A 17,400-nucleotide genomic window follows, 5' to 3' on the forward strand; every position below is an offset into this window, starting at 1 on the left:
TTAATCATCTAATCCCTAAAAATTAAATTCCCCTACAAAGTTTCCGCCACCACTTCCTGCTGCAAGTGGCAATACAATTACTTTTCTTTGCTGTTTACCAGTTGCATATCGGGTGTAAATCTCAGCAGTAACCGTTGTTGGTCCGCTGATGTTGATCTGCCTATCACCGTAATAATTCACTTCTATCTTATATTTTCCTTTAATGGCTTTTTTGATCATAAACTGCTCCGGGCCGTAACCCGATGTGAAATCGTTACTGATTCTTCCTCCGATTTTAGTTCTCGAGTTACCATAAAAGCCTTTTTCACCAGTAGGATCGGTTAGCCATAAATCGATATCGGTATCATTTTTATTCCAGTTAAGCACCACACGCACGTCTACCGGTAAAGGCTGGATCAATCGTTTATCAATTTCTTTTGTATTGACTTTGCTGCCATGTTTTGCAAGGAGGTTATTCATCTCAGAGATCACAATTTCTTCAATGCCCTGGTCTCTATCGGCAATCTGCGCGTTATAACTTTGGGTAAGCACTTTGTATAAATTATCGAGCGCAGCCTGATACTGCCCGTTATCGGCCAATGCCAAAGCGTAATCTCGGTAACTCTGTGCATCCATCGGGCGCCATTGCAAAACTTTTTGAGTGATAAAAAGTTCATCTTTATAATTTCCGGTCTGTTTTAATTTATAGGCCAGGGTTTTATATAGATCAGCATTCTCCAAATCTAAATCAGCAATATTGCTCAAAATGGTTAAGGCCCTCACACTGTCTCTTTGTTGATAAAACCAATTGGCCACATCAAAATAAAACATTGGTGTAGAAATGTATTTTGAGCGCATTTTTAAATAAGACTGGTAAGCGCTATCCGGTTTACCAACCAAATTTTTCATATAGTCCTTATCACTTTTAAATTCAGGGATAACGATACCTGGTTGTTGTTGCAATGCTGGCGGCATTCTCATTGCATCTGCTCTTGCCTTTGCTACCTGCACTCCTGCAACCCTGCCTTCAAGTGCATTTGAAACATTCCCCCTAATGGTTGTTACCGATCCAGTTACAGAAGTTTTTCGCTGTGCGGCATAACCTACAACCACTACTCCATTTAATTGATTGGTTTCTTTATCTCTTCTGGCAGCCCCGGTAGGCGGAGCAAGCGTTACCGCTTGTGGCGTAGGTGGAACAACCATCTCAGCAGCTTTCGCAACTTCTCGTCTTGGTGCGTCACCAACTGGTTCTCGCATTACCATATCCGCCGTAGGATCTCCTTTTACATCTCTTTGTCCTGGATCAGGATAACTTTCTTTTTTCTTTTCAGGTTCTTTATAGTAAAAATCCGTATTCCACCAGGTTTTTAACTCTTTGGTCATGGCTACTGCAGCATTAATCAGGTCTTGTTTATGCTCTAAGAGATTAACCCTGCGCTGCTTTAAAACAGCATTATAAGCTTGTTGCAATTCAACAGGAGGCACAATATCATAACGCAGATAATCATCTAAATTCTCTAATACGATTAAACTGGTATTACGGGTAACGATACCGAACTGTTTGCTTAAAACACTGATATCATCTTTGTTTTCTTCATACTGGATATCCATTTCAGCAATTTTCTTTTGCGCCCAAACCCGGCTAACATCAATACTGCTTAAGGTGTGTTCAGTTACATTTAAGCGTACTACCTGCTCGGCAACTACTGTATTCCCAAAGCCAAACTGTAAGGTAAATTCGGTATTAAAATCGCTCACAATACCTGCTAAAGAAAAATGTCCATTTACATTTACCTTCATTGAAGGGTAAGTTTGCCGGATGCTATTTCCATTTTTGATTCCTAAAAACTGTAGGTTCTGTTGATTTAATTGTTTAAAAGCATCGTTAACAGTTATGGAATTGAGATTTACAAACTGTCCGCCTGTTTTTAAGGTGATGTATTTCAAGGTACTGTAATCTGCCTTTAGCGCTGTATTGATACAATGAACAGGTTTGTTTAAAGCAACGGTATTTCTTCCGAAGGTAGATAAGCCATCAGTAAATAAAAGATACTCATCAGCCTGAATCGATTTTGCATTTATTGCACTAAAATTTGTACCGCCATCGTAAACCAGGTTTTTCAGTTTATCTTTTAATGCCGACCAATTGCCGTTAGTAATTACAAAAGTATCTGCGTTTTTAAAACCATTGTTTACTAAACCCAATTGGATGGTTAAATTTTGTTTTTGCCTGATGATTAAATCCAGCAATTCCATTTCTTTATCAGTATTGCGTTGAAGGCCGCTTAACGATACATCCCAGATCAGGCCAATATTGTTCGCCCATTTACGCTCCATGCTCTGGGTTTTAGGAAAAACATTCACCAAAAAATAATAGCCTGATGATGCTTTTTGCATTTGTACCTCGGGCAGGTTATTTCGCTTTGGCAGATTAATAGTCAGGCCGTTTTTCGGCTGGTAATTGGTTTTATTAATTTCGCCAACATAAGTATTCCCGTTGACCTTTAAATCGAAACTGCCATCAGGCTGTTCGCCAAGTTCTGGTTTAATGATGCTTTCGAAGACAGTGGTTTTTAAACTAAAATTTTCAATCGCCTGATTATAATCTAAGGGAAGGTGATACTTTAAAACATTTGCGTTATTAAAACTTAATTCTTCTTCGTACCCCACAATAATGGTTCTGCTGCCATTTGCAGGCAAAGGATATATCCTGGTACGGAAATTATTCCCTTCAACTTTCTCCAGCAGCCCCGGATCGACCCGACGGCGCTCAATACTTTCGAAAACCTCGGTTGCTTTTGATTTTTCTACGGGTACGGCTTCGCGCATTTTTCCATTGATATCTAAAGCATAACGGCTAATGCTCACTCCCTCCGGCATCGGGAAAGTAAGTTCGCCTTCTAAAATGCGGTTGCTGCTATTATGAAAGGTCATTGTCATCACCGTTGTGGCAATGTTCCCCGTTATCTGTACATCGATATTCAGTTTTTTTAGTTTAACGGCGTCTTTCTGTTCTGCAGTTTCGGCCTGTTGTACCTTTAACACTGGCATTTGTGCGTCAGCAAAAAAAGCAATTAACAATAAGGGGAGGAGGAGTAAAGTTTTAGATGTGCTCATAGCAATGATTTTTAATAGTGATGCAAAAGCATTGGCGATTTCATAAATTTATTTTTTAGAAGCGCTTAGCGCCCTTAGATTTAGCCCCACAAAACCGCTTTATAATTGCTTAAAAAAGCTTTCTGAAAAATGTAACATTTTTTAAAAATTTTGTTCTAATGATAAAAAACTGAAACTATGTTAGTAACCACAACGCCTACAGTTGAGGGCAGAAAAATTTTAAAATATATCGGTCTGGTTACCGGAGAAACGATAATTGGCGCAAATATTTTTAAAGATTTATTTGCAGGCATAACAGATATAGTAGGGGGTAGATCGAGTTCTTACGAGCGCGTTTTACGTGAAGGAAAAGATACTGCCGTAAATGAGATGCAACAATATGCCGCTGCTTTGGGCGCCAATGCAATTGTTGGTGTAGATCTAGATTACGAAACCGTAGGTAGTGGCGGCAGCATGCTCATGGTAAGTGCCAATGGTACTGCTGTAATTTTAGAAGATTAAGAAATTGCTTATTGCGAAAACTAAGCAAAAACAAGAAAGTCTTTCCGGTGCGGGAAAGACTTTTCTTTTTACATCATGTTTCGTTTTAAAACGAAAGTATATCGATGAGTTTTAGCCATTTGGCACTCACTTTTTCGGCATTAATGTGTTTAATGGCATGATCGAAGGGAGTAAAAATAATTTCGCGGTTTACTTGTCCCGCCATTACACCACTTTCGCCACTAATTAAACCCTCTACAGCAGCAACACCTAAGCGGCTCGCCAATACACGATCCATACAGGTTGGCTTACCTCCACGTTGAATGTGGCCTAAAACCGAAACCTTTGTATCATAGTGTGGGTATTTTTCCTGCAAAATTTCGCCAACTTTAAATGCACCTCCTGTATCATCACCTTCGGCAACAATAATAATTTTTGAAGCCTTATCTTTACGGCTATGTTCTAATTTATGTAAAATATCATCGGCGTTCATGTTTGCCTCTGGAATCATGATCGCCTCTGCACCCACGCCAATTCCACTTCTTAAAGCAATTAATCCGGAGTCACGACCCATCACTTCCACAATAAAAAGCCTGTCGTGTGATTCGGCCGTATCCCTGATCCTGTCTACCGCATCAATAACTGTATTGATCGCAGAATCGTAACCGATGGTAAAATCGGTACCTGCCAAATCGTTATCAATTGTTCCTGGTAAACCTACAATCGGGAAATCGAACTCTTTAGAAAAAATATTAGCACCCGTAAATGTTCCGTCTCCACCAATTACCACTAAAGCATCAATGCCCTTTGCTTTCAGGTTTTCATAAGCTTGTTTTCTACCTTCAACGGTTCTAAAAGCTTCACTGCGTGCTGTTTTTAAAATGGTACCGCCGCGTTGGATGATATTGGCAACAGATTTTCGATCCATAGGGATAAAATCATTGTTGATCAGCCCTTCGTAGCCACGGATGTACCCGGTTACTTCAATGTCATAATAAATAGAGCCTCTAACTACGGCCCTAATTGCAGCGTTCATGCCTGGCGAATCGCCGCCAGAGGTTAAAACGCCAATATTCTTAATCTTATTCATTTGTTTGTTTCTTGGCAAATTCTGATAATCCTTTGTCCAGATATTGCAAATATTTATCTATATTAAATTCTACTCCGATAGGAGGGGAAACTAATTCTTTTTCATCGGTACCCAAAAGTACATAATATGGCTGCGAAATGGTGTTAAATCTTTCAGCCTGCAAATGTTTAAACTTTTTACCAACTGTGTTTACTTTTGTACCTAAAATTTTCGAGTCAAACTGTTCCGCTTCCGGAAGATCTGTTTTGTCATCGGTATAAAGCGATACCACAATGTAATCTTCTTTTAACTTTTTAAGCACCCTCGGGTCAGACCAAACACGGGCTTCCATTTCGCGGCAATTTACACAACCATGTCCGGTAAAATCGAGAAATAACGGTTTTTTTACTTCTTTGGCATAAGCCAATGCTTCCTGATAATCAAAAAAACCATCAATATTATGCGGAATGTGCAAGAATTCAGCATATTTACGTTTAGCGTGGTTAGGTGATGCAGTTTGGCTTGATCCACCACCACTATCCTGTCCGATTACAAAATCCTGGGTAGAGAGCGGGGGTACCAATGCACTTACGGCTTTTAAAGGAGCACCCCATAAACCTGGGATTAGATAAATGGCAAATACAAAAGTTGCCGTTGCAATAAACAACCTCGGCACCGAAACGTAAGGAAGGTCGCTATCGTGAGAGAATTTGATTTTTCCCAATAAATAAACGCCCAAAATTAAGGCTAGTACAATCCAGATGGCCAGGAATATCTCACGGTCTAATATTCCCCAGTGATAAGCCAGATCTGCTGTTGATAGGAATTTTAATGATAAACCAAGCTCTAAGAAACCCAGAAAAACTTTAATGGAGTTTAACCAACCACCTGATTTTGGTAAACCCGTCATTAAACTTGGGAAAATGGCAAACATGGTAAAAATTAACGCCAATGACAGCGAAAAGCCGAACATGACGATAACAGGTGTTAACAGATCGGTATTAATGGCCACCAAAGATGTTCCAATTAGCGGCCCGGTACAAGAAAAAGAAACAACCGCTAAGGTTGCAGCCATAAAAAAGATTCCGCTTAAACCTTTAGCGTCCGATTTTGCATCGAGTTTATTTACAAATGAACTTGGCAGGGTAATTTCGAACGCACCTAAAAAAGATACTCCGAAAACAATCAGTATAAGGAAGATGAAAATATTAAAAAATCCATCGGTCGATATTTCATTTAATGCACTCGCGCCCCAGATTAAGGTAATAATTACGCCTAAACCAACATAAATTACAATGATGGATAAACCATAAATAATGGCACTTCTGATTCCTTTTGCCCTGCTTTCGGCCCTTTTGGTAAAAAAACCAACAGTAAGCGGAACCATCGGAAAAATACATGGAAGAAAAAAAGCGGCAATACCAGCCAACAGGCCTAAGCCAAAAGTTACCCAAAGTGATTGTTTTGGAGCATCTTTACCAGCTACAGTAGCCTTTTCTACTTTGGCTGTATCTTTTTTAATGGTGTCTTTTTCCGTTTTTACCTGGCTATTGGCTGCACTATCCTGTGCAGAACCCACTTCGGTAAAAACAATATCATCGGGAGGAGCGGTTGCTGTAGTATCTTGCGTTACGATAGCGTAACTTTTAACAGCCGGCAATGCGATAAACATGCTGGCCATTAGTAACAATAATAAAACCTTTTTCATTTGTGTGTTATGTGTGTGTTTGAACCCGTGAAATTAAGCATAATTTTATAAACAGCTCTTTATAAACCTATATACGGGATAGATTTTACTTTAAAAAGAAACAGTCCCGAAAATTCGGGACTGTTTGTAAATATTTTGAAGTTAACTATTTAACAGGTACGCTAAATTCTACTTCTTCCGGCGGAAGACATTGTTTATCGTTACAAACCATAAATTCTACCTTACCTTTAACAACCGTAGTGCCTTTGTTTAATTTTATTTTTTGTTGAAAGATAACCGCTTTTTCAAAATAGCTTACGTTCATTTTAAAAGTGCTTTCATATTTAACGATAGCCTTAGGCTCGATGGTTTTACCAACAAGGCTAAAATCTTTAGAAGGGGCAAAAGTAAATGTGGTTTTTACTGGTCCGCCATCTTTAACATTTTGCGAATAGATATGCCACCTATCATCTATCGTTGCTTTTAAATAGATTATAGCTTCTGTTTTACTTGTTTTTTTTGCTGAGTAAGCCCATGTTACCGGCTTTTCGATCTGAGCAAATGCACCGGCAATGGTAAAAAATACCATCGAAAGCACTAAGCTGATTTTTTTCATTGTGTGTTTATTTTGTGTGTGTGAATTCTATTTCTTTAAAGTTAAAGCTTTTCAAGCCATCTTTTGTATCAACAGCTAACCTACCGCCATCTTCAACTCCTTTAATTATCCCTTCAAAAATCTCTCCGTTATGTTTATATAACGCAGAAACCTGGTAGTTATATAGCTTTGCAAGGTAATCATTTTGTAAAATACTGTATTTCCCTGCTCTCAAAATTAAGTAGTATTTTTCCATAAATATGAATATTTTCTCCATAATATCCATCAAAGGAACATTTCTTTGTAAAATTTGGATGACCGAAGTGGCACGGTCACTGATACTTTCAGAAAATTCTGATTGATTTACATTTAAGCCAATGCCAATTACCGATGATTTGATAGCAGCACCTGTCAGTGTGTTTTCAATCAGAATGCCCCCCAGTTTCTTGTTCAGGTAGTACATATCGTTTGGCCATTTTACCTTTATCCCCTCTGGTATAAAAAAGGTTAAAGCATCACTAACAGCTAAACTAACGGCCATATTAAGGTAAAACTGTTTATTTAAAGGCAGAAATGATGGCTTTAAATAAATACTGGTACTGATATTTTTACCTGCCTGTGTTTGCCAAACACTCTCTTGCTGCCCTCTGCCCGCAAACTGATTATCTGCCATAATTACAGTCCCTTCGGCTAATGGCTCGGATTTTGACACCAAATCTTTCAAAAAGTTATTAGTAGAATCAACTTCTTTTAATTTGATTAAATTTTGACCAACAAATAGTGTCGAAAAAGTGTTATTTTGCAAGTGTTGAATTTATATTATTGTAATTCCAAAATTAAAGCATTTTAATGGTAAAAAAGAAAATAGTAGCCCTTTCTACATACCTTTCTGAGTTAGCTGTACTAGGCATCCAGGAAAAAAAAGGAGAAGATATAGTGCGGTTAGATCTAAGAAATATTCATACTTCAGTAGCGGATTACTTTATTATTGCGAGCGCAAACTCTGCTACGCAGGTAAAAGCTATTGCCGATAGTGTAGAAAAAGAAATATATAAAGCCACACAGGCCGATCCACGCCATAAAGAAGGTTTCGAATCTGCGGATTGGATTATTCTTGATTATTTTGATGTGGTTGTGCACATTTTTAAAACCGAAAAGCGCCACTTTTATGGCATAGAAGAACTTTGGGGGGATGCTGAAAGCACAAATTATCAAAGCGCATAACCCTTAGAACCATTTTGACAAAGACAAATGAACGACAATCCAAATACCGAAAAACAAGGGAAAAGAATACCCAACATCCCGAAAAAACCACAAAAAGGATCAAAATTTAATATTTTCTGGGTTTATGCTGCCATCATCATTGCTATTATAGCTGCGCAGTTTTTATTTACAGGCGATAGTGGTAAAGAAGTAAAATACGATACTTTCGAAAGCAAAATGTTGTTAACAGGAGATGTTGACAGGATTGTAGCTTACCAAACCGAAGATTTAGTAAAAGCCGAGGTATACATTAAAAAAGATAGTTTAAACAAACCTCAGTATAAAGCATTCAAAAGCACCAGTTCTTTTAATGTATCAAACGGACCGACTGTTTTTTTCACTTACGGTGGAAAATTTGCTGATTTAAGGGCTGCTTTGGCCGAATCGCAAAAAGCATTACCTGCTGGCAGAAAACCAATTTCATTTCAATCAGAAAACAGAAGCAATCCATTAGCAAGCTGGTTTTTAAGTATCATCTTACCGGTATTGCTTTTAATCGGTTTCTGGATCTTTATGATGCGCAGAATGGGCGGTGGTGCCGGCGGTGGCGGTCAGATTTTCAGCATTGGAAAATCAAAAGCTACTTTATTTGACAAAGAAAGCCAGGTGAACATTACTTTTAATGATGTTGCCGGTTTAGAAGAAGCCAAAACAGAGGTAATGGAAATTGTAGATTTCCTTAAAAACCCTAAGAAATATACCGATTTGGGTGGAAAAATCCCGAAAGGCGCTTTATTGGTAGGTTCGCCGGGTACGGGTAAAACTTTATTGGCCAAAGCCGTTGCCGGTGAGGCCCAGGTTCCTTTCTTCTCTTTATCAGGTTCTGATTTTGTAGAGATGTTTGTTGGGGTAGGAGCATCACGTGTGCGCGACCTGTTTAAACAAGCAAAAGATAAATCACCATGTATCATCTTTATTGATGAGATTGATGCCATTGGCCGTGCCCGTGGTAAAAACGGTGTAATGGGCGGAAATGATGAGCGTGAAAATACTTTAAACCAACTTTTGGTTGAAATGGATGGTTTCGGAACCAATACACATGTTATCATTTTGGCTGCAACCAACCGTGCTGATGTTTTAGATAAAGCCTTATTAAGAGCTGGCAGGTTCGACAGACAGATTTATGTTGATTTACCGGATGTTATCGAACGTAAACAGATTTTTGAAGTACATATTACCCCACTTAAAAAATCAGAAGAGTTAGACACTGAATTTTTAGCAAAACAAACTCCGGGTTTCTCTGGAGCAGATATTGCCAACGTATGTAACGAGGCCGCTCTAATTGCAGCCCGAAAAAATAAATCAGCAGTTGATAAACAAGATTTCTTAGATGCTGTAGATCGTATTGTTGGTGGTTTAGAAAAGAAAAACAAAATCATCACACCAAGCGAAAAACGAGCTATTGCTATTCACGAGGCTGGTCACGCTACGGTAAGCTGGTTATTAGAACACGCAGCCCCACTGGTTAAAGTTACCATCGTGCCACGCGGACAAAGTTTAGGTGCAGCCTGGTATTTACCAGAAGAACGGTTAATTGTTCGTCCTCATCAGATGCTTGATGAAATGTGTGCAACAATGGGTGGTAGGGCAGCTGAAAAAGTAATGTTCGATACCATTTCTACAGGCGCCTTGAGCGATTTAGAAAAAGTAAATAAACAGGCCAGGGCAATGGTTACTATTTACGGCTTGAACGAGAAATTAGGAAACATTACTTATTATGATTCTTCAGGTCAGAACGAGTATAATTTCTCTAAACCTTATTCAGAAGATACCGCTTTAACCATCGATAAAGAGATTTCAGCATTAATTGAAGGCCAATACCAAAGAGCCATCCAGTTATTGGAAGAAAACAAAGATAAATTGATCCAGTTGGCTGATATTCTAATCGAAAAAGAAGTTTTATTTAAAGACGATTTAGAAGTGATTTTCGGTAAACGTTTATTCGAAAATCAAGGCGAAAGCGGAACACCTGGACATATTACTCCGGTTGAGGCTTAAATAAATAATTTCTATTATTACATTTGCTACCCTGGTTTAATCATTAGGGTAGCTTTTTTTTTATATGAAGGATAATACGACAGCGAAAGAACAAATACTAAAAAAGATAAGGAAAGCACTACTTGAGAAGCGCGAAAACCCTTATCCCAACTTAGAAGAAAGTGCATTGTATAAAAAAAATACAGATGAGCTAGAGGTATTATTTGCCGAACAGCTTACTGCCATATCAGGCAATTTCATTTTCTGTGAGGATGGTATCGATTTTTTTGAAAACATGCTGCAGCTTGCCGATAAATATAAATGGCGTAAAATATATTGCTGGGAGCCCGAGCTCCAACAGTTTTTAAGCAAATACGAATTTCCTTTTTACCAAACAGATAAAGATTTTGAGCAGGCAGAGGTAGGCATTACCCTTTGCGAAGCATTGGTTGCCCGTAACGGAAGTGTAATGGTAAGTAATAGTGGTGCTGCAGGCAGAAGGTTAAGCATTTTCCCACACCACCACATTGTGATTGCAAAAACAAGCCAATTGGTTTTGGATCTTAAGGATGCTTTTCAATTATTAAAAAATAAATACGGCAATCAGATTCCATCCATGATCAGCAACATTACCGGCCCGAGCAGGACCGCCGATATCGAAAAAACATTGGTTTTAGGAGCTCACGGACCTAAAGAGCTGTTTGTATTTTTGATTGACGATTTTAGTTAGAGCATTGCTGTTTTTACCTAAAAATTAAAGCCTCTCACCGCTTTTCTCATTAAATTGTCCAAAAATTATTTATAGCTTTAACACTGTTGATTTGCCCCGGAAAAGTAGGAAACGGTTGCTTAATGTAAATGGAAAAACAGGATCATTAAAATTTGAAATTGAAAATATACTTCGTTAAAAATAAGTTTATTTTCGATTATCGAATATAATTGATATTTTTATACTACATACCGTTTTAGTATGCGGTATTATAATTATGAGCAAAGTGATAAATACGGTAATTGCCGGTACAGGAAGTTACATTCCAAAGAATATTATTTCCGGTAACGAATTTTTGAATTCTACATTTTTTGAGAATGGAACCCAATTGGAAAAAGAGAACTCAGAGATTATTCATAAATTCTCTGAAATTACCGAAATTGTAGAAAGGCGTTATGCTTGCCCTGAGCAATTAAGTAACCATATTGGTGCTAAGGCTGCTGAAAAAGCCATAGAAAATGCAGGTATTGATAAAGAAACTTTAGATTACATTATCTTCTGCCATAACTTCGGCGATATTCCCTTAAACAGTAACCGAAGTGATATTTTACCATCACTGGCCTCAAAAGTTAAGCAACAACTGGGTATCGATAATCCTGATTGTGTAGCTTACGACCTTATTTTCGGTTGTCCGGGATGGGTTCAGGGTGCCATACAAGCCGATTATTATATTAAAAGTGGCGATGCCAAACGGGTAATGGTAATTGGTGCTGAAACCCTGAGCCGTATTATTGATCCTCACGACAGAGATAGTATGATTTTCTCTGATGGAGCAGGAGCAGTGATTTTCGAAGCAGAGGAATCAGCAGAGAAAAAAGGAATATTGGCCCATAAAACAGAAACGCATGCTGTAAACTATGGCAATCTTTTAACCATGGGCAGGAGTTCTCATCCAGATGAAAACAATGGAAACCTCTACTTAAAAATGAACGGACGTAAACTTTATGAGTTTGCAGTAGTTCAGGTACCTCAGGTAATTAAAAAAGCCATTGATAAAGCTGGGCTGAGTGTAGAAGACATCAATATTGTATTTGTACACCAGGCCAATGGTAAAATGGATACAGCCATCATGAAACGCTTATTTAAGCTTTATGGTAAAGATACTGTACCAGAGAATTTAGTACCCATGACCATTTCATGGTTAGGGAACAGTTCGGTTGCCACCGTACCAACCTTATTAGACCTTGTTTTAAAAGAGCAGGTTGAAGGTTATAAAGTTAAGGCCGGCGATGTAGCTGTTTTTGCTTCAGTAGGAGCAGGAATGCACATTAACGCTTTTATACACCGCTTCTAATTGGCTAGCCGTTTTAAACCGGCCTTAGCCTGGCTTTCAATACTACTTTCAAATTCATGATTTTTCATGGCAATGGCAGTATTGAAAGCCTCTTTTGCTTTCACAATATTTTTCCTTCTTTCATAAACCTTACCCATTTGCACCGCAGCATTTGCAGCAAAATAATATTTTAGGTTTTTACCTTCATTTACGGTCTGCTGATAAGCTGCTAATGCCTGATCATCTTTTCCTAAATCATCATAAATTCTACCCAAGCGGTAATTTAGCTCTGTTTTGTCTTTACTGTTAGTGTAATCTGTTTCTTTCTTATCATCAAGTATCTGCAAGGCCCTGCTTAAATAGCCACCATCAAACAGTAACCGGGATTTTAACAGGTCAATTGTTGGCGTTCCTGAAGCAGCTTCGGATTTCGCCTGCTTATCTTTTTCCATATAGGTATACCCGTTATTAACTGCTTTAGCTGCAAATGCCGTATAACCAGCTTTATCTCCTTTCAACAGTGAGATCCAGCCCAAATGGAGATAAGCGTCCTTTACAAAATTTACACCTTTTGTAGCCTGTAAAAACCGGTTAAAATAAGTGCCGGCATTAAGGTCGAGTTTATTTAGGTGTGCAATTCCTTCCAGGTAATCCAGGTAAGGAAAAGGCTGATAAACGCCTCCTTCCGGGCGCTTGGCTAAAATGGCTATGGCTTCATCGCTATGCGAATTTTTAATGCACACATAACTTTGCAGGTAACTTTTAAGCAAACTCGTATCTGCAATCCTTTCGGTATATTTCATTGTTTTGGCATACGCCAAAGGACTATGTGCAACATCGGTTAATACATAAGCATAATAAAACACCACTTCCTCGTAAAAAGGCTCATAAGATGACTTTGGCAGGTTATCGGCCAGTTTTTCGAACATGTTTAATCCGCTTTGCAGATTCCCTTTAATGCCAAAGGTTGAGAGCGCAGTTTTTAAGGCGCCATCGGGTAAATTGCCCAAAACAGCATTAATCAGTCCTAAACCTTTTAAATTAAGGTGAAAATTCGGGAACTTTTTATTATTTTCCTGTAAAAGACTATTCGCTCTTTTAACCTCCATAGCCGCGTTAAAATACTCTCCAAAACGGCCACGGATGAGCGCCCATTGTAAATTGATCTCCGCCTGGGCATACAGGTAATAAGGCGAATTTTTATCGTCATCACTGACCTGATCCAACCGGGATGATTTATTTCCTTTTAAACGGTCAAAATCAGCCTTGCTTTCTGAGGTAAGTATGGTAAAATAATCGACGTAATTTTCGAGAAGCGGAATAATAGAATTATGGGGATGCTGTTTCTTTTCGGTCGAAATATATGCCCTTGCATTACCGAGTTTTAGTTCGAAAATGCTTTTATAAGCATTTAGGCAATTGTTGTTAAAATCGAAGTTTGCAAGTGAAAACAAAGGGGAGAGGAGCAGGGCAGAGGTTACAAAAAAACGGAAGCTTTTATTCATTAGGGATTCTATTTCGGTTTGGTTCTGTGCTGCCGCAACAGCTTCACATGTTAACAAATATCTACATTAAACGCTAAAAAGTTATTCTTGTTTTGTGTGAGCAAAAAACAAGCCTAAACAAAAAGCGTCCCGATTTGATCGGGACGCTTCATTATTTTTTCGTGATGGATTAACCTTCGGCTACTTCGTGGGTTAAAGCCTCATCAACCAAAATACGACCACAGTGTTCGCAAACGATAATTTTTTTACGTTGACGGATATCTAACTGACGTTGAGGTGGAATCTGGTTAAAACAACCTGAGCATGAATCGCGATCGATGGTTACTACCGCTAAACCATTTACCGCATTTTTGCGTAAACGTTTGTAAGCAACCAATAAACGCTCTTCGATCTGAGGCTCAGCTTTATCAGCTTTCTTTTGTAAATCCTGCTCTTCTTTTTCAGTTTCTGCAGTAATTACATCCAATTCGCCTTTTTTAATTTCTAAATCTTTCTTTCTGCCATCTAATTCAGCTTTTGCAGCTTCATAAATTTCAGTTTTAGAAGTGATTTCGAAACCGTGTTCTTTAATTTTCTTTTCAGAAACCTGAATATCTAAACCTTGAATCTCAATTTCTTTAGTTAAAGCATCGTATTCACGGTTGTTTTTAACTTCTTTTAATTGAGTATCGTATCTTTTGATGGCAGCTTGCGCATCTTTAATTGTATTTTTACGGGTTACGATTGAATCCTCAAGATCATCAAGTTCACCTTTGATTTTTGCAATTCTAGTTTCTAATCCTAAAACGTCATCCTCAAGATCGGCAACTTCCATTGGTAATTCACCACGTACCTGGCGGATCTTATCAATTTTTGTGTGGATATTTTGTAATTCGTATAAAGCCTTTAGCTTTTGTTCTACGGTTTGTTCCATTAAAACAAGTAATTTATGGGGTTTGTATTTTGCTCCGTTAAACGGATTGCAAAGTTAGTAAATTTTTTCTGAATAATTTCAAGCAATAAATTTGAGGTAAATTGTTCAGTTTCAAAGTGTCCGATGTCGGCAATGATCAATTTTTCCTCTGCATCAAAAAACTCGTGATATTTGAAATCTGCAGTAATAAAAGCATCCGCACCAGCAGCAATGGCCTCTTTTAAAAGGAAACTTCCCGAACCCCCACAAACCGCAACTTTTTTAATCCTTTTGCCAATTACGTCGGTATGCCGAACCACTTTAGCCTGCATCCTGTCTTTTACCAGATGTAAGAAGTCGTAACCATCCATATCATATTCCAGCCAGCCCACCATGCCCGAACCAACCAGCTGGTGTTTGTTTTCGAGTTTATAAATATCGTAAGCTACTTCTTCATAAGGGTGGTTTTCGAACAGAGCAACCAAAATTTTGCGCTCGGCCTGGGTAGGGTACACCATTTCGATCCGTACTTCGCTTTCACGATGACGGATACCTTTTTCACCCACAAAAGGGTCTGAATCTTCATTACCCTTAAATGTGCCAAAACCGTCGGCATTGAAACTGCATTCGCTATAATTGCCAATATTCCCCGCTCCGGCGTAAAACAATGCCGACCGCAATTGCTCGGCCTGTGCCTGCGGACAATAAGTAACCAGTTTTTTTAACAGTCCGGCTTTTGGCGAAAGCACTTTGGTACCTGTTAAACCCAAACGTTCACAGATCCTCGCATTTACTCCCGTATGGATGCTGTCTAAATTGGTATGAATGGCATAAAGTGCGATGTTGTTTTTAATGGCTTTTAACACTACACGCTCCACATAATTCTTGCCGTTCAGCTTTTTTAGTCCTTTAAAAACAATAGGATGATGGGTAATAATAAGGTTACAGCCCGTAGAAATGGCTTCATCTACAATTTTCTCCACGCAATCTAAAGCCACCAGAGCAGCACGGATTTCCATATTCGGATCGCCCACAATTAAACCCGAGTTATCATAATCTTCCTGGTAATTAAGTGGTGCAATGCTTTCTAAATAATTGGTAATTTCAGCTAATTTCATTTATAAAGATAATTATTGAAATGAAGTTTTAATGTGGGCAATATTATTTATGTTTATTTAAATTTATAACCCTCTCTTTATGCTTTTAAATTTTAGCAAAAACTTTTATAGAAAAGTGTTCCTTATTGTACCGTTTATTTTACTCTTATCATATCATTTAAAAGGGCAAATAAAGTATAGTGCAAAATTAGAAGCCTGTCATTTGTATTATGGCTCTCAATTAATAAGATACGAAAGAACAGAAAATTATCCTGGAGATTTTTTGGTGAAACAACGAGATGGAAATGAAATTAATCTGGTTAATGGTATTGCCTTTAATAAATTTTTATTTGCCGGTATAGGTATCAGTTACCTCAATTTAAGCGGTACTAAAGGTTTTACAACAAGTTTAGATGCTGAACTTTTGGTAAGTCGAAAAAAATTAAGTCCGCTCTTTAATTTTAAGATTGGTCAAAGTTTTTTAAAAAATCAGATAGGAAGAAACAAGAGTTCAACATTTGGAGAATTCGACTTCGGTGTGAAATATCGTTTTATTCCAGATCTCAGTACTTATATTAAATTAGGGATTCAAATTACACAAAACACGAGTTTTCTTGCTGTTAGAGGCGGCATAAGGTTTTAGCACGAAAAGAAGTTGCCTAAACCCGACAGAAACAGAAAGCCCGCAAGCCTGATTGTTCATCAGGTGCGGACTTGTCGTGTATGGCGGGACGAACATTAAAAGCTGTTCTGTCTTTGCTTTCCAAAAAACATTAATCTTATTAAAATGAACGGTTTATTGAAAACCACCCATTCTTACCATCTGTAAGCTTTCGAAAACCATTTTCTGGTTGTGCTCAAAAGCAAGTGTTTTGTGGTTTACTACATCGATAATCGATCCGATAAAACATAAACCAGCAGTTAAAAGGTATAAAATACCCATGCCAATCTGGCCAATGATAAACCTTTGCAAGCCTGGAACAGCAAACAGTCCGATTAAGCAGAAAATCAACATATCTGACGGGTTTTTCCTTTTACTGCTGTAAACCATCAAGAAATTACGCAACTGCTCTTCAGTTAAACCGGTTGTTGCTTGTTGTAAATATGAGTATTCCTCTGGTGTTATACCTGGTAACGACATTAGAGGTGATTGAAATATATCCATGGTTTCTATGTATTAGTGGTTGAAATTTTAAATCTTTTTTTATTTTTTATCAATATATAAATTCTATAAACGATGATTAAAAGTGCCGGAAACCCAAACCAATGTTCGGAAAAGCTTTCGGTAAACTCGCCATGTAAAATATGACTGATCGACCTGCCTATACCACATCCCGGACACCAATCCTTAAAACCCAAATTGGCTAAAGGACAAAGTGTAAAATGATGCTCGTGGCCATTCGCTGTTGCCAGTAATATTAAAGCTGTTAACCAGAAAAAAAGTTCTAGTGGAAAGCTTTTAATGTACTTCATTGTTTCACTTTTTATACAATTTAGAGGCTATAGAACTACCTTTGTTACACCGATTTGCCCTTAATCGACGAAAGGGGAATATATTTCGACCAAATGAACGATACCATCTAAGAATAAGTTTTCGTTTTTTCCCAAATCTGATTTCCATATCACAACCCAGCCAAAAATAGTTAAAAAAACCTTTACACAAATTGCGGGTTAATATTAAAAGATAAGCTTAT

16 protein-coding genes are annotated in these 17,400 nt (G+C 38.0%); 6 read left to right on the top strand and 10 right to left on the bottom strand.

All coding sequences use genetic code 11. From position 1 onward, the window contains the following. Positions 1-15: 15 nt before the first annotated feature. Positions 16-3,099, bottom strand: a complete 3,084-nt coding sequence (locus H9L23_RS21995; RefSeq protein WP_187592327.1) for a VIT domain-containing protein — start codon at positions 3,097-3,099, stop codon at positions 16-18. Between the two features lie 177 nt (positions 3,100-3,276). On the opposite strand from H9L23_RS21995, the gene H9L23_RS22000 reads away from it, so the two are divergent. After that, positions 3,277-3,600 (top strand): heavy metal-binding domain-containing protein, encoded by a 324-nt coding sequence (locus H9L23_RS22000; RefSeq protein ID WP_187592328.1) that lies wholly within the window; start codon positions 3,277-3,279, stop codon positions 3,598-3,600. Between the two features lie 85 nt (positions 3,601-3,685). On the opposite strand, the gene pfkA is transcribed toward H9L23_RS22000, so the two are convergent. The 4 genes from pfkA to H9L23_RS22020 form a co-directional block, all read right to left on the bottom strand. Beyond that, positions 3,686-4,669: a 6-phosphofructokinase gene (gene pfkA / locus H9L23_RS22005; protein WP_187592329.1), complete on the bottom strand. Its 984-nt coding sequence runs from the start codon at positions 4,667-4,669 to the stop codon at positions 3,686-3,688. After that, complete coding sequence (locus tag H9L23_RS22010; RefSeq protein ID WP_187592330.1) at positions 4,662-6,356, bottom strand: protein-disulfide reductase DsbD family protein; 1,695 nt, start codon at positions 6,354-6,356, stop codon at positions 4,662-4,664. The genes pfkA and H9L23_RS22010 overlap by 8 nt, the downstream gene beginning before the upstream one ends. 145 nt (positions 6,357-6,501) lie before the next feature. After that, complete coding sequence (locus H9L23_RS22015; RefSeq protein WP_187592331.1) at positions 6,502-6,951, bottom strand: protein-disulfide reductase DsbD domain-containing protein; 450 nt, start codon at positions 6,949-6,951, stop codon at positions 6,502-6,504. A gap of 7 nt (positions 6,952-6,958) precedes the next feature. Next, positions 6,959-7,735 (bottom strand): biotin--[acetyl-CoA-carboxylase] ligase, encoded by a 777-nt coding sequence (locus tag H9L23_RS22020; protein WP_187592332.1) that lies wholly within the window; start codon positions 7,733-7,735, stop codon positions 6,959-6,961. Between the two features lie 44 nt (positions 7,736-7,779). On the opposite strand from H9L23_RS22020, the gene rsfS reads away from it, so the two are divergent. The 4 genes from rsfS (at position 7,780) to H9L23_RS22040 (ending at position 12,233) form a co-directional block, all read left to right on the top strand. Continuing rightward, positions 7,780-8,154, top strand: a complete 375-nt coding sequence (gene rsfS / locus H9L23_RS22025) for a ribosome silencing factor (protein ID WP_187592333.1) — start codon at positions 7,780-7,782, stop codon at positions 8,152-8,154. Positions 8,155-8,181: 27 nt separating this feature from the next. Then, positions 8,182-10,191: an ATP-dependent zinc metalloprotease FtsH gene (gene ftsH / locus H9L23_RS22030; RefSeq protein WP_187592334.1), complete on the top strand. Its 2,010-nt coding sequence runs from the start codon at positions 8,182-8,184 to the stop codon at positions 10,189-10,191. A 64-nt stretch (positions 10,192-10,255) separates the two neighbouring features. After that, the gene (locus tag H9L23_RS22035; RefSeq protein ID WP_187592335.1) at positions 10,256-10,900 is read left to right on the top strand and encodes a LutC/YkgG family protein; all 645 of its coding nucleotides are present in this window, start codon (positions 10,256-10,258) and stop codon (positions 10,898-10,900) included. 256 nt (positions 10,901-11,156) lie between these two features. After that, a complete protein-coding gene (locus H9L23_RS22040; RefSeq protein WP_187592336.1) occupies positions 11,157-12,233 on the top strand; it encodes a 3-oxoacyl-ACP synthase III family protein in 1,077 nt (358 codons plus the stop codon). Here the strand turns inward: H9L23_RS22040 and H9L23_RS22045 are convergent. The 3 genes from H9L23_RS22045 to H9L23_RS22055 all read right to left on the bottom strand — a co-directional run bounded on the left by H9L23_RS22045 (position 12,230) and on the right by H9L23_RS22055 (position 15,727). Continuing rightward, entirely contained in the window at positions 12,230-13,717 is a 1,488-nt protein-coding gene (locus H9L23_RS22045; RefSeq protein WP_187592337.1) for a tetratricopeptide repeat protein, read from the bottom strand. The genes H9L23_RS22040 and H9L23_RS22045 overlap by 4 nt on opposite strands. A 169-nt stretch (positions 13,718-13,886) precedes the next feature. Next, positions 13,887-14,630, bottom strand: a complete 744-nt coding sequence (locus H9L23_RS22050; RefSeq protein ID WP_187592338.1) for a zinc ribbon domain-containing protein — start codon at positions 14,628-14,630, stop codon at positions 13,887-13,889. Next, on the bottom strand, positions 14,630-15,727 hold the full coding sequence (locus H9L23_RS22055; protein ID WP_187592339.1) for a Nif3-like dinuclear metal center hexameric protein: 1,098 nt from the start codon (positions 15,725-15,727) through the stop codon (positions 14,630-14,632). Before H9L23_RS22055 ends, H9L23_RS22050 begins: the two co-directional genes overlap by 1 nt. Positions 15,728-15,806: 79 nt before the next feature. Here H9L23_RS22055 and H9L23_RS22060 point away from each other — a divergent pair, with 79 nt between their 5' ends. Continuing rightward, on the top strand, positions 15,807-16,349 hold the full coding sequence (locus H9L23_RS22060; RefSeq protein ID WP_187592340.1) for a hypothetical protein: 543 nt from the start codon (positions 15,807-15,809) through the stop codon (positions 16,347-16,349). 153 nt (positions 16,350-16,502) lie between these two features. Here the strand turns inward: H9L23_RS22060 and H9L23_RS22065 are convergent, their stop codons facing one another. Further along, a complete protein-coding gene (locus H9L23_RS22065) occupies positions 16,503-16,871 on the bottom strand; it encodes a TM2 domain-containing protein (protein WP_187592341.1) in 369 nt (122 codons plus the stop codon). 5 nt (positions 16,872-16,876) lie between these two features. After that, on the bottom strand, positions 16,877-17,179 hold the full coding sequence (locus tag H9L23_RS22070; RefSeq protein ID WP_187592342.1) for a DUF2752 domain-containing protein: 303 nt from the start codon (positions 17,177-17,179) through the stop codon (positions 16,877-16,879). Positions 17,180-17,400: the final 221 nt, after the last annotated feature.

The organism is Pedobacter roseus (assembly GCF_014395225.1).
Lineage (GTDB): Bacteria > Bacteroidota > Bacteroidia > Sphingobacteriales > Sphingobacteriaceae > Pedobacter > Pedobacter roseus.